The sequence below is a fragment of the Gemmatimonadaceae bacterium genome, assembly GCA_019637355.1.
Classification (GTDB): domain Bacteria; phylum Gemmatimonadota; class Gemmatimonadetes; order Gemmatimonadales; family Gemmatimonadaceae; genus Pseudogemmatithrix.
Genome location: JAHBVT010000001.1, coordinates 378,856 through 404,052 on the forward strand (window position 1 = coordinate 378,856; position 25,197 = coordinate 404,052).

At 70.3% G+C, this 25,197-nt stretch carries 20 protein-coding genes; 15 read left to right on the plus strand and 5 right to left on the minus strand.

Annotated features, from left to right (window positions below; translation table 11 throughout):
- Window positions 1–19: 19 nt before the first annotated feature.
- Together acnA and KF689_01640 are read right to left on the minus strand one after the other, a co-directional pair.
- Window positions 20–2,776 (minus strand): aconitate hydratase AcnA, encoded by a 2,757-nt coding sequence (gene acnA, locus KF689_01635; protein ID MBX3132071.1) that lies wholly within the window; start codon window positions 2,774–2,776, stop codon window positions 20–22.
- Between the two features lie 147 nt (window positions 2,777–2,923).
- Window positions 2,924–4,054: a patatin-like phospholipase family protein gene (locus KF689_01640; protein MBX3132072.1), complete on the minus strand. Its 1,131-nt coding sequence runs from the start codon at window positions 4,052–4,054 to the stop codon at window positions 2,924–2,926.
- A 140-nt stretch (window positions 4,055–4,194) separates the two neighbouring features.
- Here KF689_01640 and KF689_01645 point away from each other — a divergent pair, with 140 nt between their 5' ends.
- The 10 genes from KF689_01645 to KF689_01690 all read left to right on the plus strand — a co-directional run bounded on the left by KF689_01645 (window position 4,195) and on the right by KF689_01690 (window position 14,633).
- A complete protein-coding gene (locus tag KF689_01645) occupies window positions 4,195–4,722 on the plus strand; it encodes a hypothetical protein (protein MBX3132073.1) in 528 nt (175 codons plus the stop codon).
- Complete coding sequence (locus KF689_01650; GenBank protein ID MBX3132074.1) at window positions 4,719–4,886, plus strand: hypothetical protein; 168 nt, start codon at window positions 4,719–4,721, stop codon at window positions 4,884–4,886. Before KF689_01645 ends, KF689_01650 begins: the two co-directional genes overlap by 4 nt.
- A gap of 53 nt (window positions 4,887–4,939) precedes the next feature.
- Entirely contained in the window at window positions 4,940–5,623 is a 684-nt protein-coding gene (locus KF689_01655) for a response regulator transcription factor (protein MBX3132075.1), read from the plus strand.
- On the plus strand, window positions 5,620–6,948 hold the full coding sequence (locus KF689_01660) for a HAMP domain-containing protein (protein MBX3132076.1): 1,329 nt from the start codon (window positions 5,620–5,622) through the stop codon (window positions 6,946–6,948). Before KF689_01655 ends, KF689_01660 begins: the two co-directional genes overlap by 4 nt.
- A 22-nt stretch (window positions 6,949–6,970) precedes the next feature.
- Window positions 6,971–7,468 (plus strand): asparaginase, encoded by a 498-nt coding sequence (locus tag KF689_01665; protein ID MBX3132077.1) that lies wholly within the window; start codon window positions 6,971–6,973, stop codon window positions 7,466–7,468.
- Window positions 7,469–7,529: 61 nt separating this feature from the next.
- Complete coding sequence (locus KF689_01670; protein ID MBX3132078.1) at window positions 7,530–8,801, plus strand: TolC family protein; 1,272 nt, start codon at window positions 7,530–7,532, stop codon at window positions 8,799–8,801.
- Window positions 8,801–9,991 carry an efflux RND transporter periplasmic adaptor subunit gene (locus KF689_01675; GenBank protein ID MBX3132079.1) on the plus strand — a complete coding sequence of 397 codons (1,191 nt, stop codon included), beginning with the start codon at window positions 8,801–8,803 and terminating at the stop codon, window positions 9,989–9,991. The genes KF689_01670 and KF689_01675 overlap by 1 nt, the downstream gene beginning before the upstream one ends.
- Window positions 9,991–13,059 carry an efflux RND transporter permease subunit gene (locus KF689_01680; protein MBX3132080.1) on the plus strand — a complete coding sequence of 1,023 codons (3,069 nt, stop codon included), beginning with the start codon at window positions 9,991–9,993 and terminating at the stop codon, window positions 13,057–13,059. Before KF689_01675 ends, KF689_01680 begins: the two co-directional genes overlap by 1 nt.
- Window positions 13,060–13,140: 81 nt before the next feature.
- Window positions 13,141–14,331 carry an aminotransferase class V-fold PLP-dependent enzyme gene (locus KF689_01685; GenBank protein ID MBX3132081.1) on the plus strand — a complete coding sequence of 397 codons (1,191 nt, stop codon included), beginning with the start codon at window positions 13,141–13,143 and terminating at the stop codon, window positions 14,329–14,331.
- A 74-nt stretch (window positions 14,332–14,405) separates the two neighbouring features.
- The gene (locus KF689_01690) at window positions 14,406–14,633 is read left to right on the plus strand and encodes a hypothetical protein (protein MBX3132082.1); all 228 of its coding nucleotides are present in this window, start codon (window positions 14,406–14,408) and stop codon (window positions 14,631–14,633) included.
- A gap of 19 nt (window positions 14,634–14,652) precedes the next feature.
- On the opposite strand, the gene KF689_01695 is transcribed toward KF689_01690, so the two are convergent.
- Window positions 14,653–16,518 (minus strand): PAS domain S-box protein, encoded by a 1,866-nt coding sequence (locus KF689_01695; protein MBX3132083.1) that lies wholly within the window; start codon window positions 16,516–16,518, stop codon window positions 14,653–14,655.
- Window positions 16,519–16,689: 171 nt separating this feature from the next.
- Here KF689_01695 and KF689_01700 point away from each other — a divergent pair, with 171 nt between their 5' ends.
- The 5 genes from KF689_01700 to KF689_01720 all read left to right on the plus strand — a co-directional run bounded on the left by KF689_01700 (window position 16,690) and on the right by KF689_01720 (window position 23,047).
- Entirely contained in the window at window positions 16,690–17,574 is an 885-nt protein-coding gene (locus tag KF689_01700; GenBank protein MBX3132084.1) for a pseudouridine-5'-phosphate glycosidase, read from the plus strand.
- Between the two features lie 84 nt (window positions 17,575–17,658).
- On the plus strand, window positions 17,659–18,771 hold the full coding sequence (locus tag KF689_01705; GenBank protein ID MBX3132085.1) for a tetratricopeptide repeat protein: 1,113 nt from the start codon (window positions 17,659–17,661) through the stop codon (window positions 18,769–18,771).
- Window positions 18,768–19,670 (plus strand): ABC transporter ATP-binding protein, encoded by a 903-nt coding sequence (locus KF689_01710; GenBank protein MBX3132086.1) that lies wholly within the window; start codon window positions 18,768–18,770, stop codon window positions 19,668–19,670. The genes KF689_01705 and KF689_01710 overlap by 4 nt, the downstream gene beginning before the upstream one ends.
- A gap of 7 nt (window positions 19,671–19,677) precedes the next feature.
- Entirely contained in the window at window positions 19,678–20,421 is a 744-nt protein-coding gene (locus KF689_01715) for a hypothetical protein (protein MBX3132087.1), read from the plus strand.
- Window positions 20,422–20,425: 4 nt separating this feature from the next.
- A complete protein-coding gene (locus KF689_01720; protein ID MBX3132088.1) occupies window positions 20,426–23,047 on the plus strand; it encodes an insulinase family protein in 2,622 nt (873 codons plus the stop codon).
- Here the strand turns inward: KF689_01720 and KF689_01725 are convergent.
- Both KF689_01725 and KF689_01730 read right to left on the minus strand, forming a co-directional pair.
- Window positions 23,044–23,778, minus strand: a complete 735-nt coding sequence (locus tag KF689_01725) for a DUF2461 domain-containing protein (protein MBX3132089.1) — start codon at window positions 23,776–23,778, stop codon at window positions 23,044–23,046. The two genes, KF689_01720 and KF689_01725, sit on opposite strands and share 4 nt — an antisense overlap.
- Complete coding sequence (locus tag KF689_01730) at window positions 23,775–25,055, minus strand: M20/M25/M40 family metallo-hydrolase (protein MBX3132090.1); 1,281 nt, start codon at window positions 25,053–25,055, stop codon at window positions 23,775–23,777. Before KF689_01730 ends, KF689_01725 begins: the two co-directional genes overlap by 4 nt.
- Between the last annotated feature and the right edge of the window lie 142 nt (window positions 25,056–25,197).

Sequence of the window (25,197 nt, forward strand, 5' to 3'; positions counted from 1 at the left end):
ACCTCCGACCGACGGGTGGTTACTGCGCCAGCTGCCGGAGCACGTAGTGCAGGATGCCGCCGTGGCGATAGTAGTTCATTTCTTCCGGCGTGTCGATGCGGCTGCGCACCTGGAAGCTCTTGTCGCCGGCCTTCACCGTCAGCGTCGCCCGCGGGGCCATCGCATCGCTCATCCCCTCGATGCTGATCTCCTCGAAGCCCGTGAGCCCCAGCGACTGGCGCGTCTCACCGTTCACGAATTCCAGCGGGATCACGCCCATCCCGACGAGGTTGGAGCGATGAATGCGCTCGAAGCTCTCGGCGATGACGGCGCGCACGCCGAGCAGCGCGGTGCCCTTGGCCGCCCAGTCGCGCGACGAACCCGTGCCGTACTCCTTGCCGGCGATGATCACCAGCGGCGTACCGGCGGCCTGGTAGGCCATCGACGCGTCATAGAAGCTCGTTGGCTCGGCGTTCGGCGCGGTGCGCGTCCACCAGCCTTCCATCCCCGGCGTGAGGTCGTTCTTGAGGCGGATGTTGGCGAAGGTGCCGCGCATCATCACCTCGTGGTTGCCGCGGCGGGCGCCGTAGGAGTTGAAGTCCTTCTTCTCCACGCCCAGCGACTTGAGCCACTGGCCGGCCGGTGACTTCTCGGCGATCGAGCCGGCGGGCGAGATGTGGTCGGTGGTGATGGAATCGCCGAACATCCCCAGCACGCGGGCCTTGGCGATCGGCTTCACGCCCGGCGCGGTCTTCGACATTCCCTCGAAGTACGGCGGGTGCTTCACATAGGTGGACTTGTCGTCCCAGGCGTAGCGGTTGCCCGTGGGCACCGGAATGGCCTTCCACTCGGTGTCGCCGCCGAAGACGTCACTGTATTCCTTCTCGAACTGCTCGCGCTTCACCGAGCTGAGCACCACGTCTTCGACTTCCTTGGGGCTCGGCCAGATGTCGCGCAGGAACACGGGGCCGTCGCTGCCGATGCCGAGCGGCTCGGTGTCGAGGTCGATGTCCACGCGGCCGGCCAGCGCGTAGGCCACCACCAACGGCGGCGACGCGAGGTAGTTGAAGCGCGTCTGCGGATTCACGCGGCCTTCGAAGTTGCGGTTGCCCGAGAGCACCGCCGCCACCGTGAGCTTGCCGTCGTCGATCGCCTTGCTGATGGCTTCGGGCAGCGGACCCGAGTTGCCGATGCAGGTCGTGCAGCCGTAGCCGACGATCTGGAAGCCCAGCGTGTTGAGCGCGGGCTGCACGCCGGCCTTGGCGAAGTACTCGCGCACCACCTTGGAGCCCGGCGCCAGCGAGGTCTTCACCCAGGGCTTGGTCTTGAGGCCCTTGGCTACGGCCTTCTGCGCGAGCAGGCCGGCGGCGAGCATCACGCTCGGGTTCGAGGTGTTGGTGCAGCTCGTGATCGCCGCGATGACCACCGCGCCGTCCTTGAGCTGGAAGCGTTCACCGCGGTGGTCGCAGTCCATCGCCGCCGCGGTGAGGTCCACCGGCGCGCCCTCGGATACCATCGCTGCTTCGGGCGAGCCTGGCCCCTTGCCGGCGGCGCCCGCCTTCACGGCCGCGGCCGCCGCGACGCGCTCGCGTTCGGCCTTGTAGGCCTCGGCGTAGTTGGCCTTCATCGCCGTGAGCGCGATGCGGTCCTGCGGACGCTTCGGGCCCGCCAGCGACGGTACCACCGTCGCGAGGTCGAGCTCCAGCGTGTCCGTGAACACCGGATCCGGCGTCGCGTCGGTGCGGAAGAGCCCCTGCGCCTTCGTGTACTCCTCCACCAGCTTCACCTGATGCTCGCTGCGGCCCGAGAGACGCAGGTACTTGAGCGTCTCGGCGTCCACCGGGAAGAAGCCCATCGTCGCGCCGTACTCCGGCGCCATATTCGCGATCGTCGCGCGGTCGGCCAGCGAGAGCGAGCTCAGGCCCTGACCGTAGTACTCGACGAACTTCCCGACGACCTTCTTCTTGCGCAGCATCTCGGTGCAGGTGAGCACCAGGTCAGTCGCCGTCGCGCCCAGCGGCAGCTTGCCGACGAGCTTGAAGCCGATCACCTCGGGGATGAGCATCGACACCGGCTGGCCGAGCATCGCCGCCTCGGCCTCGATGCCGCCGACGCCCCAGCCCAGCACGCCGAGGCCGTTGATCATCGTGGTGTGCGAGTCCGTGCCCACGAGCGAGTCGCAGTACACGGCCTTCTTGCCGTTCTCCTCGCCCACGAAGGCGACCTGGCCGAGGTACTCGAGGTTCACCTGATGGCAGATGCCCGTGCCCGGCGGGACGACGCGGAAGTTGCGCAGCGCAGTGCCGCCCCAGCGCAGGAACTGATAGCGCTCGCCGTTGCGCTCGTATTCGAGCTTGGTGTTGATCAGCTCCGCCGCCTCGATGCCGTACTCGTCCACCTGCACCGAATGGTCGATGACGAGGTCCACCGGCTGCAGCGGATTGATCTTGGCCGGGTCGCCGCCGAGCGTCGCGATGGCGTCGCGCATCGCCGCGAGGTCCACCACGCAAGGCACGCCGGTGAAGTCCTGCAGCAGCACGCGCGCCGTGCGGAAGGCGATCTCCTTGTCCACCGGTGCCTTCACGTTCCAGGTGGCCATCGCCTCGATGTCGGCCTTCTTCACGAAGCCGCCGTCCTCGTTGCGGAGCAGGTTCTCGAGCAGCACGCGCAGCGAGAAGGGCAGCGTTGCGAGCGTGGCGCCCTTGAGTCCGGCCACGGCATCGAGCTTGTAATAGATGTAGGACTGACCGTCGACGGTCAGGGTGGAGCGGCTGTTGAAGCTGTTCTTGGCGGACATCGGGAGTCCCAGGGGGAGTTCGGCCGGAGCCACTGAATCGGAGCGGCGCTCGACTCAGGCTGACTGGAATCTAAGGCTCGAACTGGTCCAATGCAGGACGGACAATGACGGAGGACGGATGCCGGTCGGCGCCGTAGTTGGCATCCGTCATCCGTCTTCCGTCTGCTCCTCCAGGATTGGCATCTCCATCGTCACGTGCCGCTCCCCGTCCTCGATCGCCTCCACCTGGATTGCCTCGGCGTGGCACTGGTGCACGAAGTCCCCGTCCGAGCGGCTCCATTCCGTCGGGCTGTGCAGCACCTGCGCCTTGCCGTTCTGGTCCATCGCCATCATATGCGGCGCCAGGGTCGCACAGAGCGTGCAGCCGGTGCATTTGTCCCGGTCCACGCGCACCTCGACCATCCGGCGCGGCCAGACGCCGCCGAGCAGCAACGAGGCGCCCACGCGGTCGAGCGCCTGCACTGCCGCCTCGTAGCCGAGGTCGATGATGCGCGAGACGTGGCCGAAGCTGAACCAGTTGTAGTGCCACACTGCCGGCCGCACGAGCAGCAGGGGCGGGCCGCCCCAGTTGGCCAACTGCAGTGCCTGCAGCGACTTCATCATCACCTGCGCGCTGCGCACATAGATGGCGGCGAAGCCCTTCTCGCCGATGCGCCGCGCGCGCGCGATGTTGCTCGAGCCGACGTCCACCGCGACGACGGCGTCCATCCCGTGACTGGCGGCGAGGGCGGGTACGTTGTCGGCAATGCCCCCGTCGGCGCAGGTGCGGCCGCCGATCTTGCCCGGCGGAAAGAAGCCCGGCAGCGCACAGGAGGCGTACACCGCCTCGCGGACCGACACGTCCTCCAGGCCCGGCAGTCCCCAGAGCACCAGCGCCGCGCGCTCGAGGTCCACCGTATTCACCAGCAGGCGCCGCGGCAGCTCGCGGAAGGTGCCCGCCGGCACGATGTCATCGATCAACGCCTGCAGCGGCCGCGCCAGGTACAGCGAGGGCGAGAGCATCCGCTTGGTCACCATTCCCACGTGGTTGATGCGGAAGAGATCGTGCTTGGTCAGCGCCTTGGCCCGCGCGACCATCTCGGCGATGGGCATCCCACCGGCGTACGCGGCGGCGATCAGCGAGCCGATGCTCGTCCCGGCGACGACCGTCGGCGAGATGCCGCGTTCCTCGAAGGCCTTGAGCACGCCGATGTGCGCGAAGCCCTTGAGGCCCCCGCCGCCGAGGACGAGGGCGAGCTTGGGGGGAAGGCTGAGGGACTGGGGGGAGTGCGCGTGCATCGGTGTCGCGATTCGCCGTGGGTCGTCAGTAGAGTAAGATGCCCGTGCAACCTCCCGTCCGCGGAACGGCGTTGGCGGCGGCGGGGTTCACCAAGTGTGGGCTGTGGACCTCGCCCTGCGCAACGCCCGTTGACTCCTCGATGCCCGGTTCGTTCCTGACGATATTCGCTGAGTTGGAGGCCGCCGTCGCGGATGGCGCGCTCACGCGCTACGCCGTGGGTGGGGCGATTGCCGTCACGTTCTATCTTGAGGCGACGGAAACCGAGGATGTCGATGTCTTCGTGGTCGCGGACGACCACGGGAGCCTGCTGAATCCGTTTGGCGCGGTGTACCAATGGTTTCGTGAGCGAGGCGCCGGCTGGCAGGACGAGCACCTTGTGGTGGCTGGCTGGCCCTTGCACCTTCTCCCGTCCACCGGGCCACTCGTTGACGACGGGCTGCGGCACGCGCGGCGCGAGACCGTCGAGGGACAGCCAGTGTGCGTTCTCAGTCTCGAGCACTTGGCGGCCATCGCGCTCGAGACCGGTCGAGGCAAGGATCGCCTGCGCCTGCTGCAGATGTGGGAATCGTCGCTGCTCGATCGCGAGCGTTTCCTCGCACTGGTGGAGCGGTTCGGTTTGACCGATCGCTGGCAGAGGTTTCTCCTGCTCATCGAGGATTCGACGTGAAGAAGTCGCTGCAGCGCGCCCTCGTGTCCAAGCGGACACAACGACAGACGTCGGCGAAGCAGAGCGTGGCCAAGAAGCTGGCGGTCGTCGAGCGGATGCGTGACCGGAAGGCGTCAATTCAAGGCCGCGCGGCGCCAGCGAGGCGGTCCGGCGCGTCGCGCTAGCTTGCCGGGCGTGTGCCCGCGCACCGCGAGCCCGGGCCCATAGCTTTCTGCAGATGCGCCTGCTCCTCGTCGAAGACGACGCCCGGATGGCCGCGACGGCCAGCCAGTTCCTGCGCAACCACGGTTTCGCCGTGGACCACGCAGCCACCGGCCGTGCGGCGCTCGACCTCGCCGCCCTCAACCCCTACGATGCCGTCGTGCTCGATCTCGGGCTTCCCGACCTCGACGGTCTCGACGTCTGCCGGCGCCTGCGCCAGGCGCAGCCCTCGCTCCGCATCCTGATGGCCACCGCCCGCGACGCCGTGGACGCGCGCATCGCCGGCCTCGATACCGGCGCCGACGACTACCTCGTGAAGCCATACGCGCTCGGCGAGCTGGTCGCGCGCCTGCGCGCGCTGCTCCGCCGCCCCGCCGACGCGCTGCCGCCGGTGCTTCACCTGGGCGACCTCGCACTCGACACCGGCAATCGCAGCGCGCGCCGCGGCCCGCGCGAAATTCCGCTCACCGCCAAGGAATACGCGGTCCTCGAAGTCCTGATGCGCCACCCCGGCCAGGTGCTCACGCGCGAGCACATCAGCCAGCACGCTTGGGACGACAACTACGATCCGCTCAGCAACGTCATCGACGTCTATATCGGCCGCTTGCGCCGCAAGGTCGACCCGCCGGGCGAGGCGCCGATGCTGGAGACGATGCGTGGGGTCGGGTACCGGCTGGCCCCGCCCGGAGCGGCGCGGTGATCCGGCACTCCATCCGCGCGCGGCTCACCGCGTGGTACGCGGGCTCGGTGCTGCTACTCCTGCTCACCGGGACCTGGGCGGCCCGCAGCTACGTGCGGCAGTCCATCGAGGAGGAGTTCGCGCGCTCGCAGGACGCTGCCGCGATGCTCGTCAGCGGATTCTTCCGCGTCGAAGTCGCGGAGTATCGCGACATCGAAGGCACGCTCGGGCACATCGTCGGCGAGCTGGTGATTCCCGACCGACATATCCACTTCGTGCGGCCCGACGGCAGCGACTACCTGCCGCCCCCAGGCGTCCGTGTGATGCCGCTTCCGGTGCTCGCCCCGCCGCTGCGCACGGTCCATCGCCCCTTGGACCCCGACCTCGCCCCCGGCTGGCAGGTGCGGCTCACCTCGTCCGCAGCGCCGCTGGCCCGCCAGCTCGCCGCCGTTGACCGCGGGGCGCTGCTGGCGATCCCGCTCGCCGTCCTGCTCGCCATCGTCCTCGGCTGGGTGCTCACCGGCCGCACGCTGCGGCCCGTGGCGGCGATGGCGGACGCCGCCGACCGCATCAGTGCCGACGCCTACGGGCGCCTCCCCGTCGCCGTGCCCGACGACGAACTCGGGCGCCTTGGCATCCGCTTCAACGCCCTGCTCGACCGCCTCGACCAGGCGATCGCCACCCAACGGCGCTTCCTCGCCGATGCCGCGCACGAACTGCGCACGCCGATCGCACGGGCCCGCGGGGTCGGCGACCTCGCGTTGTCGCAGCCGGCCGGCGCCGAGGACCGCAATGCCCTGCAGCGCACGCAGCGCGAGCTCGAGGTGATGTCGCGTCTCGTGGACGAACTGCTGGAACTCGCGCGCAGCGACGCAAGCCGCGGCGCGGCGCTGCAGCCCGGCTTCCTCGACGACGTCGTGACCGACGTGGTCGGGCGATTCGACGGCCTCGCGCGCCGCAACGGCGTTGCGCTGCTCGTGGAGGTGCCGGAGGAAGCGCCGGTGCGGATGGACGCCGCGTCGGTCGCGCGGTTGGTCGGCATCCTCGTGGACAACGCCATCCGCTACACGCTGCGCGGCGGCTCCGTCCGCGTCGCCGTGAGTGCGGGTCCCGACGCCTCCACCCTCGTCGTCGAGGACAGCGGCATCGGAATCCCGGCGGCGGAGCGCCACCGGCTCTTCGAGCGCTTCTTCCGCGGCGCGGCCGCGCGTGAACTCGCGCCGGACGGTTCCGGGCTCGGCTTGCCGATCGCCCGCGCCGTCGCCGAGCGCCACGGCGCGCGGATCGAGATCGCCGAGCACGCGCCGCGCGGCACCCGCATCAGCGTCCGCTTCCCCCGCGCTTGACCGCCCTCCCTCCCTTTCAACGATGACGTCCCCGACTCTGCGCCTGCTGGTGACCGGCGGCACCTTCGACAAACAGTACGACGAGATCCACGGCACCCTCGCCTTCGGCACCTCGCACGTCGAGGACGTGCTGCGCCGCGGCCGCTGCCTGGTGCCGCTGGTGGCGGAAGTCCTGATGCTCAAGGACTCGCTTGACCTCACCGACGAAGACCGCGCGCGCATCGTGGCGGCCGCACGCGCCAGCGCCGAGTCGCGCCTCGTGATCACGCACGGCACCGACACGATGGTCGAGTCTGCCCGCGCCCTCGCCGCGGCGGATCTCGACAAGACCGTCGTTCTCACCGGCGCGATGATCCCGTATGCCTTTGGGTCCTCGGATGGACTCTTCAACCTCGGTTCGGCGCTGAGCTTCGCGCAGGTGCTGCCGCCGGGCGTCTACGTCGCGATGAACGGCCGCGTGTTCCCCTGGGACAACGTGCGCAAGAATCGCGAGCGCGGGGTGTTCGAACCGGCGCGCTGACGCCGGCGCATCCCGCGCGCGTTCATCGTGGGTTCATCCGGGCGGCCTAGCTTGCCCGTTGATGCCACGATTCCGCTTCGGCGCCCTCGGCGCCATCCTGCTGGTCGCGCAAGCGGCCACCCCGCCGGCCGCCGTGGCACAGGCGGCACCGCGTGATGCGACGGGGCTGTCGCCGCTGACGCTCGAAGAAGCTGTCACGCGCGCGATGCAGCACGGCCCCGCCGCCCAAGCCTCCTCGGCGGCACGCCAGGTCGTCGTCGGGCGCGCGCGCGCCGACGCGCAATGGGCGAACCCCACCTTCGAGCTCCGCCGCGAGAACGAAGGCTCCCCGCTGCCGTACGATGACTTCGCGACGTTCACGCTACCGGTCTCGTTCACCGGCCGGCGCTTCGCCCTGCGCGATGCGCTGGGGGCCGCGCGCGAGCGCGGTGCGGCCGACTCGCTGTTCGTGCAGCGCGAGGCCGGCTTCGACGCCGCGCGCGAGTGGTGGACGGTCTGGGCGGCGAGTTCGATGGCCGACTTCGCTGCGGCACAGGCCACGCGCTTCGCCGAGCTTGCACGCTTCGATTCCCTGCGCGCGGCCGAGGGGGCCATCGCCGAGGCCAGCGCAATCCGTACGCGCCTCGAAGCCGAGCGCGCCGGCTACCACGCGGTGCAGGCGACCGCCGCCGCCGGGCGCGCGCGCGCCGCGCTGGCGGCGCGTATCGGGCTCGAGGATCCGCGCACGCTGCGCATCGCCGCCCCACCGCAACTGGACCTCTCGCCGCTCACGCTCACGTCCGACGAGGCCGTGGCACAGGCGCTGGCGTCGCGGCCGGATGTGCGCGCCGCGCAGGCGGCCGTGCGCGAGGCCGATCGCCGCCGCGCCGCCGAGGACCGCGGGTCCTTTGCAGACGTCGGCGTCACCGCGGGTTACAAGGGCACCAGCGGCTATGCCACTGGCGTGGTGGGCCTGTTCGTCACGCCGCCGGTGCTCAATGCCAACGGCGGCAACCGCGAACGCGCGACGGGCGAATGGCTCTTGGCCGATGCCGAGCGCCGCGCGATCGAGATTCGCGCCCGCGGCGAGGTGCAGGCAGCCTACGATGCGGTGCGTGCGATGGACGCGCTCGCCGTCCGCGCCGACGCGGCCAGTCCGGCGCGTGCCGACGAACTCGCGAGCGCGGCCGAGGCGGCGTATCGCGAGGGCCACGCCACACTCACCGAAACGCTCGAGGCGCTGCGCGCCGTTGCTGACCTCCGCGCCGCGGCCCTGCAGGCCACCGCGGACCGCCACCTGATCCGACTCGACCTTCGGCGTGCGATGGGTGCGCCGGTCCTGGAGACCCCGTGATGCGCGCCGTCGCCCTCGCCGCCCTCGCCGCCCTCGCCGCCTGCGGCGGCGAAGAGTCCGCCACGACAACCGAGGGACCCGCGGCCGCTGATACCGCCTTGATCAGCGCCGAGGCCCTGCGCATCGGCGGCTTCGCGCTCGGCGCCGCGGCCGTCGAACCCTGGCGCGAGTCGTGGCGGCTGCCGGCACACGTGTCGTACGATCCCAACGACGCACAGCCCCTAGGCTCGCTGGTCGAGGGCCGCGTGCTCGAGGTGCGCGCGTATCCAGGCGACCGCGTGCGCGAGGGCGACGTGCTCGTCGTCGTGCACTCGCACGAGATGATGGACGCGCGCCAGCGGCTCATCGCCGCGCGCGGACAGGCCGTCAGCGCCGACTCCAACCTCGCGGTCGCGGTGCAGGCGGCCGGCCGCAGCGAGCGGCTGCTCGCGGCGAAGGCCATCGCGGTGGCGGACGTGGAGCGCGCACGCGCTGCGCACACCGCGGCGATCGCCACGCGCGACGCGGCGTACGCGGAGTTGGATCGCGCCGAGGGCTATGTGAAACACCTCTTGGGCGACGGACCCACCGGCGACGCCGACGAGCACGCGGCATTGGTGCGCGCGCCCTTCGACGGCGTCGTGACGAGCCGGCAGGCATTGCCCGGCCAGGTCGTGCTCGTGGGCCAGCCACTGGTCACCGTCGCACGCGACGCCGGACTCGGCCTCGTGCTGCAGTTGCCCGAAGAAGCCATCGCCGCCGTGTCCGTCGGGGAACCGGTGCGCTTCACCGTGCCGGCGTATCCGGGTCGCGTCTTCGACGCGCGCATCACGCGCATCGCACCGGTGGTGGACTCCACGAGCCGGGCGGTCGAGCTCTGGGCGCGCGCCGCGGCGGGATCCCAGGCCTTGCTGCGCGCCGAGATGACGGCTGACGCGGAGTTGTTGGGCGCGGACGGCGCGCCGGTGCTCGCGGTGCCGGCCGAGGCCGTGCAGCTGATGGAAGGCGACACCGTGGTGGTGAAGGGCACGCGCCTCGGGGAAGGAATGCTTCTCGAAGCCGTGCGCGTCAGCGTCGGGCGCCGCAACTCGCAGCGCGCGGAGATCCTCGCGGGCCTTGTGGCTGGCGATTCGATGGTGACGCGCGGCGCGGCACTGGCCAAGGCCGAGATCCTCAAGCGCCAGGGCGCGGGCAGCGGAGACCACCACTAGTGCTCAAGCGCCTGGTCGACTTCGCGCTGCACCAGCGCTTCTTCGTCATCGGCGGCGTCCTCACGGTCGTCGCCTTCGGCTTCTACGCGCTCACGCACATCCCCTTCGATGCGTACCCGGACCTCACCGGCACGCGCGTCGAGGTCATCACCAGCGCGCCGGGGATGCCGCCGGAGGACGTCGAACGGCTCGTCACGTATCCGCTCGAGTCCACGCTGATGGGCATCCAGGGCGCCGAGAACGTGCGCTCGGTGAGCAAGCAGGGACTCTCGCTGATCACCGTGAGCTTCCCTGACAAGGTCGACGTGTACTTCGCGCGCACCTTGGTGCAGCAACGCGTGGCCGATGCCGTGGGCGCGCTGCCCGCCGGCATCGAGCCCGGGCTCGGGCCCGTGAGCACGCCGATGGGCGAGCTCTACCAGTACACGGTGACCAGCGACTCGATGTCGCTCACCGACTTGAAGACGCTGCACGACTATACGATCCGCCCGCGGCTGCGCGTGATTCCCGGCGTGTCGGAAGTGAACTCCTGGGGCGGGTTCATCGAGCAGATCCACGTCGTCGCCGAGCCGGCGCGCCTCGCCGCGCGCGATCTCACGCTGCAGGAGGTGCACGACGCCCTCGACGCCAATAACCGCACATTCGGCGGCGCCTACGTGGAGACCGCCGGCGAGCGCTTCACCATCCGCGGGATGGGGCGGGCCGAGTCGCTCGAGGAGATCGGCCGGATGGTCGTCGCCACGCGCGGCGGCGCGCCGGTGCTCGTGCGCGACGTCGCGCGGGTCGAACGCGGCGCGCTGCCGCGGCAGGGTGCCGTCACCCAGGACGGCGAGGGCGAGGTCGTCACCGGAATGGTGCTCAAGCTCAAGGGCGCCGACTCCCGCCGCGTCATCCGCGACGTGCGCGCGCGGCTCGACGAGGTCCGCGCCGGCCTGCCCGCCCACGTGCAGATCACGCCGTTCTACGACCAGACGGAGCTGATCCAGCGCACGACGAAGACGATCACCAAGAACCTCATCGAAGGCGGGCTGCTCGTCATCGCCGTGCTGTTCCTGTTCCTGCGGAACTGGCGCGCCTCGCTCATCGTCGCGTCGGTGATCCCGCTCTCGATGCTCTTCGCCTTCGGCGGGATGCACCTCTTCGGCTACGGCGCCAACCTGATGTCGCTGGGCGCGCTGGACTTCGGCCTCATCGTCGACGCGTCGGTGGTGATGGTCGAGAACTTCGTGCGGCGGCTGGAGGAAGGCACACCGGAGGACCGGCGCTCGGTGTTCCTCTCCGCCGCGGTCGAGGTCGGCCGGCCGATTCTCTTCGGCATCGCCATCATCGTCGCCGTGTACATCCCGATCTTCACGCTCGACGGGATGGAAGGCCGGATGTTCAAGCCGATGGCCTTCACGGTGGTGACGGCGGTGCTGGGCTCGCTGCTCCTGGCGCTCACCTACGTGCCGGCCGTCGCCTCGCTGGCACTCAAGCACGACCACGAGGAACGGCACCGGGTGCTCGACGCCCTGCGCGCGGCCTACGCCCGCGGCCTCGCTCGCGCCATCGTCCACGCGCGTCGCGTCGTCGGCGTGTCGGCCGTGGCCGTCGTCGTCGCGCTGGTGTCGCTCGCGTTCATCGGCACCGAGTTTATGCCGAAACTCGACGAGGGGAACATCCTCATCACCTCGCGCCGGCTCCCCAGCATCTCGCTCGAGGAAGCGACGCGGCTCTCGACCGAAGCCGAGCGGATCATCCGCCGCTTTCCCGAGGTCATCACCGTCGTCACCAAGGAAGGCCGCCCGGACCTCGCCACCGAGGCGATGGGTCTCTACGAGGGCGACACCTACGTGATCCTCAAGCCGCACGACGAGTGGACCTCGGCGAAGACCAACGACGAGCTCGTGGCGCGGCTCGATTCCGCACTGGCCGCGATTCCGGGCCTGGAAATCGCCTTCACGCAGCCGCTGGCGATGCGTCTCGACGAGGCCGAGAGCGGCATTCGCACGGACCTCGGCATCAAGATCGTCGGGCCCGACCGCGAGGTGAACGAGGCGCTGGGTGCACGCATCGAACGCATCGTCGCCGGCGTGCGAGGCGCGGCGGACGTGTCGGTGGAGATCGCCGACGGCAGCGGCCAGTACCGCGTGCAGGTAGATCGCACCGCCTTGGCTCGCTACGGCGTGCAGGTCGCGGACCTGCAGGCGGCACTGGATCTCGCCACCGGCGTCGCCGTGGCCACGGAGCTCGTGGACGGCCCGCGGCGCGTCGGCGTGGCCGTGCGCCTGCCGGAGTCCGCGCGCAGCGACCTCGAGGCGCTCCGGCGCATCACCGTGCGCACGGCCAGCGGCGCGCGCATCCCGCTCGGCTCGTTGGCGACGATCGAGACGGTGATGGGCCCCGAACTCATCGCCCACGAAGACGCCCAGCGCCGCACCCTGGTGATGAGCAACGTGCGCGGCCGCGACCTCGGCAGCTTCGTGCAGGAGGTGCGCGCGCGCGTGGCCGCCGAGGTCACGCTGCCGCCGGGCGTGTTCCTCGAGTGGGGCGGGCAGTACGAGAACCAGACGCGTGCGCTGGGGCGCCTGGCGCTCGTCGTGCCGGCCGTGGTGCTGATCATCTTCCTGCTGCTCTTCCTCTCCTTCGGCTCCGTGACCCAGGCCGGTCTCGTGCTGCTGAACGTGCCCTTCGCGCTGGTCGGCGGCGTGGCGATGCTCTGGATGCGCGGGCTGAACCTCTCACTCTCGGCGAGCATCGGGTTCATCGCGCTCTTCGGCATCGCCGTGCTCAACGGCGTGGTGATGATGGAGCACATCAATGCCTTGCGCGCGCGAGGCCGCGTCCTCGAGGACGCCGTGCTGCACGGCGCCGTGGACCGCCTGCGGCCGGTCCTGATGACGGCGCTCGTCGCCAGCCTAGGCTTCGTCCCGATGGCCCTCGCCACCAGCGCCGGCGCCGAGGTGCAGCGGCCGCTCGCGAGTGTCGTCATCGGCGGGCTTGTGACCAGCACGTTCCTGACGCTGTTCGTACTGCCGGTGCTGTACCGGGCGCTGGCGCGTTGGGAGGCGACTCGTAAGGACGGATGACGGAAGACGGATGATGTATGCTTAGGACGTTGCGTGCCGTTCGCATCCGTCCTCCGTCATCCGTCCTCCCTCCGAAGTCCAATGCCCGACCCGCTCCTCAAGTATCGAGAGGACTTCCCCATCCTCTCCACCTGCACCTACCTCGTCTCCAACTCCCTTGGCGCGATGCCGCGACGGGTGCCGGAGCGGTTGCAGGAGTACGCCGACGCCTGGCGCACGCAGGGCGTGCGCGCCTGGGCCAAGGGCTGGTGGGAGATGCCGGTCACCGTCGGGGATGTGGTCGCGCCGCTGATCGGCGCGGCGGCGCAGGAAGTGGGCGTCGTCCCCACGGTGACGATGGCGCAGGCCACGATCCTCTCGGCCATCCCGTTCACGAAGGGCCGCGACACGGTCGTGATGACGGAGTTGGATTTCCCCAGCGTGCGCTACGCGGTGGAGCAGCTGGCGCCGAAGTTCGGCGCGCGCGTGGTGGTGGTGTCGAGCGCGGATGGCATCTCGATCGACCAAGCGGCGCTGCACGCGGCCATCACCGAGCGCACGGCCTTGGTGTGCGTCAGCCACGTGCTCTTCCGCTCGGCCTACATCATCGACGCCGACGCGCTGGTGGCGCACGCGCACGCGCAGGGCGCGGTGGTCTCGCTGGACTCGTATCACGCCGTCGGAGTGATCCCGGTGGACGTGAAGCGCAGCGGGGTGGACTTCCTCGCCGGCGGCGTGCTCAAGTGGCTCTGCGGCGGTCCGGGCGGCTGCTTCGTGTACGCAAGTCCGGAGGCCAGCGCGCGCTTCGCGCCGGCGCTGACGGGGTGGCAAGCGCATCGCCGGCCGTTCGCGTTCGAGCCCGCAATGGATCCTGCCGACGGCATCTGGCGCTGGCTGGGCGGCACGCCGACGGTGCCATCGCTGTATGCGGCCACCGAGGGCCCGCGCATCGTGGCGGCTGCCGGGATGCACGCGGTGCGCGAGAAGAGCCTGCGGCAAACGGCGCGCTTGGTGGAGTTGGCTGACGCCCGCGGCTATCGCGTGCACGCCCCGCGCGATGCCGCCCGCCGCGGCGGCACGGTGGCCTTCGACGTGCCGCACGGCGCCGAGGTCGCGCAGGCCCTGCTCGCGCGCGACGTCGTCATCGACTACCGGCCCGGCGCCGGCATCCGCGTGGCCCCGCACTTCTACTCCAGCGACGACGAGGTGGAGCGCGTCGTCGGTGAGATCGACGACATTCTGGCCACGGCGGACTGGAAGCGCTTCGCACACTCGCGCCCGACCGTCACCTGACCCTTTCGCTCGCTGCGTCAGAGGGGTAGCTTCGCTAGAGACGTGGTCCCCACCCGAACGCCCAGCCCACCCCGATGCCCACGCCGCCGAAGAAGCTCCGCAAGCAGTACGTCAACAACGAATTCCCGACCGCCGTCCTGCGCTTCGAGGATGGGCACGAGATCTCGATCAAGCGCGGCACCGGGAAGGCCTTCGATTGCTACGCCGGCGAGAACATCAAGCTGCTCGCGGTGTTCGATCCGGACGCCCGCGAGCGCGACTTGATGGAGACGCGCCGCGCCGACGACTTCGACGACGCGTGAGCGGGGCCTGCCAGCGCGCCTAGGGCGCGAGCAGCTGCAGGGTCGTAATGGCCGCCTCTAGCCGGCTGGCCGTGCAAGGGAGGTTGACGAGTGCATCGCGCGCACCGAGCGCTCCGGTACTCCCGTGGTCGTGCGCGAGATAGATCACCGCAAGTTTCGGATGGAGCGTCCGAAGGAGCCGCGCGAGATCGCGGCCCGCCATCGTCGGCAGGACCAACGGCGTGATCAAGAGCGCGACTGACGCGTCTCGCAGCGTGTGGACGTCTTCCGCCGCGGCGAACTCCCGGACTTGGTGCCCGAGGCGGACGAGCGCGCGGCGTGCGAGTTGCCGGATGTCCGCGTCGGGTGCCACGACGACGCCGACGGGGCCGCCCGTCAGCGGTTCGGGCGGCGGTGGCGCTTCCTCGGTGGCCGCTCGCGTCGGGAGGAAGATCGTCACCCGGGCACCCGCGCCGGGCGCGTTCTCCAGATAGAGGTTGCCCCCCGCGCGACGCGCCACGGCCAGTGCGCGCGGCAGGCCGAGGCCGCCGTGCTCTGCGGTTCCCTTGTTGGTGTAGAACGGTTCTGTTGCGCGCTCGAGGGCCTCCGGGTCGAATCCCGGCCCGGAATCCTCGACCACCGTCGCCACATATTGCCCCGGCGCGAGTCCGAAGCGGTCGGCTGCCGCGAGGTCAAGCGTTCGAACGTTGGTGCTGATGATGACACTGCCACGCCCGCCGATGGCCTCGGTGGCGTTGCGCGTCAGTACACCGACCAGGTCGAGTATGTGTTCGGCGGGCAGCCCGACCTTTGCCCCGGTGGCGTCGAGCACGGCGAGCACGCGGAGTGCCGGGTAGTCCCGCCTCAGGCGAAGGACGAGATGCTGCAACACGCCGTCCAGCACCACGTCCCCGGTGGCGAGCGGCTGGTTACCGCCCAGAATCGCGAGCTGGAATGCGAGCGCTGCGGCCGCCGTCGCGTCCTGCAGGATCGAATGCGCGCGATTCGCCACCCGCACGTCCGAGGTCTCCAACAACTCGGTGGCGTTCTGGATGATTGCCTGCGTCTGCCGCCCAAGGTCGCGCGAGACGCCCCGCGCAATCCGCGCGATCGCCTCGAGACGCTGCGCCCGCTCGAACTGCCGCTCGACCACGCGCTGCGCCGTGACGTCGGTGGAGATCTCGACCAGCCCGACGACGCGATCGTCGAGACTGATGACCGGCGCGATGGCGACGCCCGTTTCGATCAAGCTGCCGTCCTTGCGCCGTCGAGTCGCCGATTGATCGACGAAAGTCTGCCGCGTCTGCAGGACTTCACGAAGCAAGGCGGCGTCGTCCCAGGCGTGTGGCAGGGTGGGCAGGTGGCCCCCGCGCACCTCCTCCGCGAGCCAGCCGTAGGTCTGCTCCGCCATCCGGTTCCATTCTGTGACCGCGAGCTGTTCGTCGAGCGTGATGATTGCCACCGGGCTTGATGCGAGGACGGCGTACGCACGCGCGTCCCGGTCCCGGATCATCTGCTCGGCGGCAGGGCGGGTGCGCATATCGCGGGCGATGAGCGCGAGGCGCGGCAGCGCGGAGTCCCGCATCAGCCACACCTTGCACTCCAGCGGCACCCAGGTGCCGTCGGCTGCGCGTGCCTTGACGTCAAGGACGGGCAGTGGATTGCGGCCAGAGTACTCAGCCTCGATCGCCAGGGACGACGCATCGCGATCGTCCTCGTGGACCCAGTCGAGGAGATGCGTCCCGATGACTTCGCTCGGGTCATACCCGAGGATTCGCATCGACGCCGGATTGGCGTACTCAACGCGGCCCCGCGACCCGATGACAAGAATCAGGTCGGACGCTGCGTGAACGATTTGCCGGAAGTACTCGTCGTCGGTGCTGAGGCCGAAGTCGGGTATATCCATAACGTCGTTTTGGCTCCCGAGTTCGGCTGTTATGAAGCGTGGACAGGACTGTACAGGAAGTATACAGACGCCGAGTATCAGGGGATAGCTGACGCGGTTGCTCGGGCTCGGAGTCTCTCGTAGACTCGTCCCGATGATGTCTTCTCGCTGCAGGCCCTCGTGAGGGAAGCTGTGCGCGTCCAAGGCGTGGAGCGACTGGACGGTGCGGTTGTTGCACTCGAGAGTTCCGTGCTGGCGCAAGGGCTTCCGATTCCCGCGAACGCAGATGCCTCGCGCCGAATGCTGGCGGCCGTGCGCGCCGCGGGCGCCGTCCCGGCCATCACCGCCGTCGTGCGCGGGCAGGCCACGCTCGGGCTTACGCCGGAAGAGCTCGCGCGCTTCCTCCGGCGCGACGGCGTCCGCAAGGTCTCGGCCCGGGACCTCGGCGCCTGCGTCGCCGACGGCGCCGATGGTGCGACCACGGTAGCGGCCTCGCTGGCGATCTGTCGTGCAGCCGGTGTACGGGTCTTCGCCACCGGCGGCATCGGCGGCGTGCATCGCGAACCCGCCTTCGACGAGTCGGCAGACTTGCTCGAGCTCTCGCGGACGCAGGCCGTGGTGGTCTGTGCCGGCGCCAAGTCCATCCTCGACCTGCCCGCCACACTGGAACGGCTTGAGAGCTACGGCGTGACGGTGCTGGGCTACGGGGCCGATGAGTTTCCGGGCTTCTTCGCCGCGTCGACCGGACTGACCGTGCCGCTCCGGGCCGACTCACCCGCCGCCGTCGCCCGCATTGCGCAGGCAAGCTGGTCACTGGGTCACCCGGCCGCAGTGCTGGTGGTGCAGCCGCCGCCCGCCGCGGCAGCGCTGGGCGCCGAGGAGGTCGCGGCGGCGGTGGACTCGGCGCTGGCCGCCGCCCGCCGCGATGGTGTACGGGGCGCCGCCGTCACGCCATTCCTGCTCCAGCGGGTACAACAGGCCACTGGGGGGCGCTCGCTGTCGGCCAACCTGGCCTTGCTCGAGTCCAATGCCGCGCTCGCCGGGGAGGTCGCAGTGGCGTTGGCGGCCCTGACCTAGGCGTGCGTCAGGATGTCTGTTGACTTCGTGGTCCGCATTATAGGTTAGTCGGACAACCCTAGCGCGCTGGAGGTCACCCGCACGATGCCCTCTCCGTTCCTGAGTTCCGAGGAGTACGACGAGCGCGCGCACCAACTGTACAACGAAGGCAACTACGACGAGGCGCTCGCGCTACTGCGCGAGGGCCTCGGATTGTATCCCAATGCGGTGGAACTGCACGTCGGCGTGGGCTACGCGCGCCTCGCGCGCGACGAATTCGCCTGGGCGCGGCGGTCCTTCGAGGAAGCGCTGGTGCTCGACCCGGAGCACGAGGACGCCCTCGCCGGGCTCGGCGAGGTGCTGCTCAAGCTCGGCCAGCACAACGCCGGCCTGAAGAGCTTCCGGCGGATCCTCGAACTCGGCTACAACGATGACATCGAGCTGATGCTGCAGGTGGGGCGCGCCCTCTTCCGCGAAGGCTTTATGGAAGACGCCAAGGACTTCTTCGAAGTCGCGGTGCAGCAGACGCCGGAGAATGCCGAAGCCGTCGCGATGGTCGGCTATGCGCAGCACCGGCTCGGTGACGAGGCGGCCGCCGTCGAGACGCTGCGCAAGTCGCTGCAGCTCGACCCCGAGCACAGCGAGGCGCGCATCTACCTCGGCAACATCCTCTATGACCAGGGCGAGTACGAGGCCGCGCTGTACCACCTCGACCGCACCAAGCCCGAGGAGCACTGGGACGAACTCGGCATCTGGCGGCTGCTGGAGCTGCGCAAGTCGCACCTGCGCCTGCGCGACGACGACCCCTCGCTGCGCATCTGGGAGCAGCGCCTCACCGAACTCACGCCGGCGCCGGACGCGTTGGACGAGATGCTCGGCGAGATCGAGCAGCGGGCGGCGGAGCAGGAGCAGGAGGACGCGCGTGCGCAGCTCGAGCTGTTCGGCGCATTGCTCAGCGACCTCACCGAGCAGAAGGGCGGGCCGGCGCGGCACCGCGTGATCGGCCGCGACGGGCAGACCTACGACGGCGACTGGGACGAGATCGTGGCCGCGATGCGCGACGCCACGCCGGGACAGGCCGGGCGCAGCGTCGAGGAGTTTATGCAGTCCGAGGCGCGGCGCGGCTATGCTCTTACGGGCACCCTCATCCCGACCCGCGACGCGGAGAGCTTTCTCCGTGCCAGCGCCGACGCCGGCCTCTTGCGCATCCTCGCGTGATCGCGCTCCGGAACGTCGGCAAGACGTACCGATCGCTTTTCGGCGCCGAGGTTCGGGCCGTCACGTCGGTGACGCTCGAGGTGGCGCGCGGCGAGATCGTCGGCATCGCGGGACCCAACGGGGCGGGCAAGAGCACGCTCATCAACATTCTGCTCGGCCTGTTGCCCGTGGACGAAGGTGAGGTGAGCATCGACGGGCTCTCGCCGCGGCGCTTCGCGCAGCAGCACGGCGTCGCCTACCTGCCCGAGCTGATGACCTTCCCGCTGGAGTGGCGCGCCGAGGAGACGCTGTCGCGGATGGCGGCGCTGGCTGGGCTTGCCCCGGCAGCGCGCGTAGCAGCCGTGGAGCGCGTGATCGAGGCGGTGGGCATCGCCGAGCACCGGCGCAAGAAGCTGAAGGCGCTGAGCAAGGGCAACCTGCAGCGCGTCGGGTTGGCGCAGGCCCTGCTCGCGGACCGCGACCTCGTGGTCTTCGACGAACCCACGCACGGGCTGGATCCCGTGTGGACGGCACGCTTCCGTGACATTGTCGCGGGGCTACGGCGTCCGGGTCGAGCGATGCTCATCGCCTCGCACAACCTCGACGAACTCGAGCGCCTCTGCGATCGCGTGGCGATCATCGACCACGGCCAGGTGCAGCGCGTGGTCTCTGTCCGCGAGGCGGCGGGGCAGGGTGCGCCGCGGCGCTGGCGCATCCGCGTAGCGCAGGCGCCGGACGCCGTCGCGGCGCACTTTCCGGGGGCGACCGTCAACGGCCACGATCTCGAGTGCACGGCCGACGTCGCCGGCCTGAACGCCGGGCTCGCCGCCGCGATCGCCGGCGGGGCCCTCATCCTCGCGGTGGCACCGGCGGAGTCCTCGCTGGAAGAAGCCTTCCGCTCTGCCGTGACGGCCAGGTGACGCCCCGATGACGCTGCGCCCCCTACTTGCCTACGCTCCCTGGCACGCGCGGGATGTCCTTCCGCGCGCCCTGGTCCCCTTGGCGGTGTTCGCGATCGTGGGGGGGCTGCCCGTCTTTGGCTACCTGCGCAACCAAGAGATCATTGACCTCGCCAACAACGCCACGCAGGCCGACTTCGTCCGGGCGATGTTCCGCGAGGTGCTGCCGCTGGCCATCACGCTCGGCGCCTTCCTGTTTATGACGCAGAGCGTCGCCCTCGACCGCGACCGCCAGCACACGCGCTTCTTCTTCGCGCATCAGGTCCTGCCGGACGCGTTCTACCTGCAACGCTTCGTCGTCGGCCTGGTGGTCTTCGTCGCCTGCTTCGCGCCGGTGCCATTGGTGATGCAATGGTTGCTGCCCGACCTCCCGGTCCTCGGTGCCTTCGGGGCGCTGGTGATTGCGCTTGTGCTCGTCGGCGGGCTGACGGTGCTCGCCGGCTCGCTGACGCGGCGCGACGGGCTGGCGGTCATCCTGACGTTCATCGTCGTACGGACGCTGCAGCAACTGTCGCAGGCCGACGTGCTGGCCGACTGGGCGGACCCGATCGTGCGCGGGATGCCGCCAATCCAGACGATGGCGGAGCTGCAACGTGCCTTCCTGACCGCCGCCGCCTTCCAGTGGACGGACGTCGTGCACGTGGTCGGCTATGGGCTCGGACTGCTGGCCGCGGGCCTGCTCGTGGTCCGCCGATCTCCGCTGGTGCGGTGATTCGGTGACGTCTGCGTCTAGGTCCCTGCTGCCGGCCGAAAGCGTCCGTCGCGAGCGCCTCCCCAACGGACTCACCGTCCTCATCCGGCGCGACAGCACCGCCCCGGTCGTGGCGATCGTCACCTGGGTGAAGGCAGGGTACTTCGACGAGCCTGACTCCACCGTCGGCATCGCCCACGCGTTCGAGCATATGTATTTCAAGGGCACGCCGACGCGGGGCGTGGGCGAGATCGCGCGGGCCACCAAGCTCGCCGGGGGCTACCTCAACGCCGGCACCATCTACGACCACACGCACTACTACGCCGTGCTGCCGGCGAGCGGCTTTGTGGCTGGCCTCGAGGTGCAGGCCGACGCCTACGCCAACTCGGTGATCGATGCCGGCGAGCTGCGCCGCGAACTCGAAGTCATCATCGAGGAGACCAAGCGCAAGGCGGACTCCCCAGCGCCGCTGGCGCTGGAAACGATGTTCGAGTTGCTGCACGACCGGCACCGCATTCGGCGCTGGCGAATGGGTCGCGAAGCCGAGCTGCGCGCGCTCACCCGCGACGACCTCCTGGCCTTCTATCGCAACTACTATCGGCCCTCCAACACGGTGCTGGCGATTGTCGGCGACGTGGACCCCGATGTCGCACTGGCCGAAGCCGTGCGGTGCTACGGGCACCTAGCGGACGCACCCATCGCGCGGAAGCCGGGCCCGCAGGAGACTGAGCCCGCCAGCTTCCGCGTGCGCGAGTGGGCCGGCGACATCGCCCAGACGGAGCTGGTCTTCGGCTGGCGCACGCCCGGCAGCGACCACCCCGACGCGCCGGTGCTCGACTTGCTCGGCACGGTGCTCGCCGGCGGGCGCGCCGCGCGCCTCACGCGCGCTACGCGCGATCGGCGCTTGGTCTCGAGCATCAGCGCGTACAACTACACGCCCACCGAGATCGGCGTGTTCGTCGTGCACGCCAGCGCGGCGGCGGAGCGCGCGCGCGAGGCCGCCCGCACGGTCGCCGACCAGCTACGCCGTGTCCGTGACGGCGACCTCAGTGCAGGCGAGGTCGACCGCGCCCACCGCCTCGTAGAGGCGCAGTGGTTGCGGCGCCTCGAGAGCGCCGAGGGGCAGGCCAACTTTCTCGGCTCCTGGGAACTCGTCGGCGGTTGGCAGCAGGGCATCGCGTACCGCGACGCGATGCTCGCCGCCGATGCCGCGCGGTTGACGGAGGTCGCTAACCGCTGGCTCGACCTCGACCGCGCGGCGCTGGTCGCGTACCGCCCGAGAACGGCGGAGCCGTTGGCGGCTGACGCGGCCGCCGTACGCGCGCTGCTCGCCGAACCCGGCATCCCGGCGCTGCCGCCGACGGCCGCGGTGCCGACGCCCAAGGCCCCGCCCGCCGCGCGCGCGACGCACGAGCGCGTCGTCGACGGCATCCACGTGTTCCGCACGCCGGCGGGCATTCCGATCCTCGTCAAGCCCCGTCCCGGTGCGGCGCTCGCCCACGTCGGCTGCTTCATCGCCGGCGGCGTGGTGGACGAAGTGCCGCAGCGCGGCGGACTCTCGACCTTGATGGCACGCACGATGCTGCGCGGCACGGTGCACCGCGATGCCACGCAGCTCGCGGAAGCGGCCGAGCGCCTCGGCGGCACGCCCGCCACCAGCGTCGGTACGGAAGCGATGCAGTGGACGCTCGGCGTCCCGACCGAGCGGCTCGCCGAGGCCGCCACCCTGCTCGCGGAGCTCGTGCTGGCGCCGACCTTCCCCGAGGACGGGCTCGAGGCCGAGCGGACGATTGCGCTGGCCTCGCTCGGGGCGTTGCGGGACGATATGTACCGCCAGCCGATGCGCTTGGCGGCAGAGGTCGCCTGGCCGGATCATCCGTACGGTCGCTCCACCCTCGGCAGCGAGGAGAGCGTGCGCGCGCTCGGGACGGCCGAGCTCCGCGATTGGCACACGACGCGGGTGCTCTCGTCCGCGGCGGTAGTCGCCGTCGTCGGCGACGTGGATCCGCAACGTGCCGCCGACGTGCTGGCGACGCAGTTCGCGGGGCTGCGTGCCGCCCCTCGCCCGAACATCCCGCGTGCGGAGTGGCCGGCCGCGCACGCCATCCGCGTCGATGAGCGTGACCGCAAGCAGACGGCGCTGGCGCTGTTCTTCGACGGGCCGGCGCGCGACAACCCGGCGCGCTTCGACGCCGAGATGCTCGGCGGCGTCGCCAGCGGCCTCGGGGGTCGCTTCTTCGAGGAGCTGCGCGACCGCCAGTCGTTGGCCTACACCGTGATGGCGCGTCCCTACGCCCGCGCCGTGGGCGGGACCTTCGCGGCGTACATCGCCACGTCGGCGTCCAAGGAGGAGATTGCCCGCGCCGGCCTGCTCGCTGAGTTCGCCAAGTTTCGCGAGGACCTCGTGGCGCCGGAGGAGCTCGAACGCGCGCGGCGCTACGCCATCGGTGCCTGGCAGATCCGTCAGGCCAGCGGGGCCGCCGTGCTCGGCGAGCTCGCCGATGCATTCCTCTGGGGGCGCCTGGAAGACCTGACGCGCTACCCGCAGGATCTCGCGGCCGTCACGCCGGAGCGGATGCGGGCGCTCGCGGCACGCTGGTTCGATCCGTCACGGCGCGTCGAAGGCGTGGTGCGCGGACGCGCCTAGCGCGCCGTCGCGCTGCCGTGGCCCATCGCGGCGTTGAGCCAGCGGACCATCGGAAGCAATGCCGCGTAGTCCTTCAGGATGTTGTCCACGAGCCGCGGCGAGAGCGCCTCGGCGTCGCTGAGCATCCGCGAGGCCGTGAACGAGTTGAAGCGCAGCAGCTCCGCCGCCGGATGATCCGGCGCCACGCCGCGCGGCACCCGCGTCAGCTTCACGCCCGGCTCGTCGTCGGTGAGTCCGCCGAAGCGCCGTACGAAGGCCGGGGCCTTGAGCAGCGTCGCGAAGGGGCGGTGATCCTCGAGCAGGCGCTCGCGGATGCGGTTCAGCGCCGGACGCGGCGGCATCCAGTATCCGGCGGCGACCATCGAGGCGCCGGGCTCGAGATGGAAGTAGAACCCCGCGCCGCCGTGCGCCTCACCCACGCTGCGGCCCACGCCCCGACCGGCATCGCGGTGGAAGACCCACAATGCCGCGTGCGTCTTGTACGGCGACTTGTCCTTGCTGAAGCGCACGTCGCGGTGGATGCGGAACAGCGCGCGCTTCGGCGGCGCGACGAACTCGGGCGCCAGCGTCGCAAAGCGCACGTCCAGCTCCTCGGCGAGGCGCCGCAACGGCTCCTTCACCGCGCGCTCGTAGACGGCACGGTTGGCCTCGAACCACGGCTTCTCGTTGTGCCGCTTGAGGCCCCGGAGAAACTTGAGCGACTCCGGCGCGAAGCCGGCGAACGCGCTCACGGCGTCGTGCGCGGTGGGTTCGGCAGGCGTGGGGCGTTCGGCGCGCCCACGACCGTCGTCAGCGAGCGGTGCCCGTTCGCGCCCACCGTGCGCACGCCCACCCACACGTCGTCGAGTTGCTCGTCGAGCAGGAAGCTCGTAGCCAGGCCTGCCGGCACGATGCGCGTATACGTCGGCGCCGTCGTGCGACGCACGAGCAGCTCGTAGCCGCTGACGCCGGGGACGCTGTCCCAGCGGATGTTGAAGCTCTGCCCGCCGGATTCACGGTCCCGGCTGTAGGCCGTGCGCGTCGGCCGCGATGGCGCCGCCGCCAGCGAGACCACGGTCGCCAAATTCAGGCGCGCCACCTTGGCGATGTAGCCGAAGTTGACGTGCTCGAAGGTGTCGGTGACGAGGTGCTGCCGCTTGTAGTTCTCGAGCCGCTCCGAGAAGCGCAGCGCCGGAATGCCCTGCCGATGGAACGGTGCGTGGTCGCCGCCGCGGCCCAGGCGGTCGAGGCGCAGCACCGGCAGGACCTCGAAGTCCGGCTGGTAGAGCGCACCGATCGCCCACACGTAGCGCGCCAGCTCGCCGCCGCCGACCGCCAGCGAGTCCACCGCGAACACGCGGACGGAAGTCGAGTCCACGCGGCCGTCGTCGGCCACCACATTGCCGATAATGTCGTCGGTGAACGCCGCCGTCACCGTCTTGCCCTCACGCTGCAGCCGTTCGGCGAACTGCGTCGAGCCCAGCAGGCCCTGCTCCTCGCCCGTGTAGAGCACGAAGGCGATCGTTGCGTCCAGCCCCTGCGGGAAGTGCTTGCCCACCACCCGCGCGAGCTCCATCACCGCCACCGTGCCTGAGCCGTCATCGTCGGCGCCGGGCGCGTCGCCGGTGGCGTCCATCGGGTTGGGCGACGAGCAGACGCAGGAGTCGAAGTGCCCGCCGATCACCACCACGCGGTTGGGGTCGCGCCCCGGCAGCCAGGCGACGACGTTCACGATCGGCCAGCGCGGACGCTCGATGTGGCGCGTGATGACCGCGGTCCCCGTGTCGTACTCCACGCGGAGGCAGCCCCCGCAGTCCCGCGACGCGCGCTGCAACTCAGCGTAGATCCACCGCCGCGCCGCCCCGACGCCTCGCGTGCTGGACAGCGTGTCGCTCATCGTGTGCCGCGTGCCGAAGGACACGAGCACCGAATCCATCGCGCGGAACCGTGCCGGCGAGACCTCCGCCATCGCCGCCGAAATGCGGGCGTCGCGCTGCAAGCCGAGCGTGGAGGGATTCTGTGCGCCCAAGCCGGACGCAAGAAGTAAGGAAGCAAGAAGCAAAGTGCGCATAAGAAGAGACTCAGAGGAACCCGCAGTGAGCCAGCCAGAGAAACAACGAAGGGAGGCTCTCAAGTGCTGAAAGCGCCTCCCTCTACGCCGTTCCCTTCCG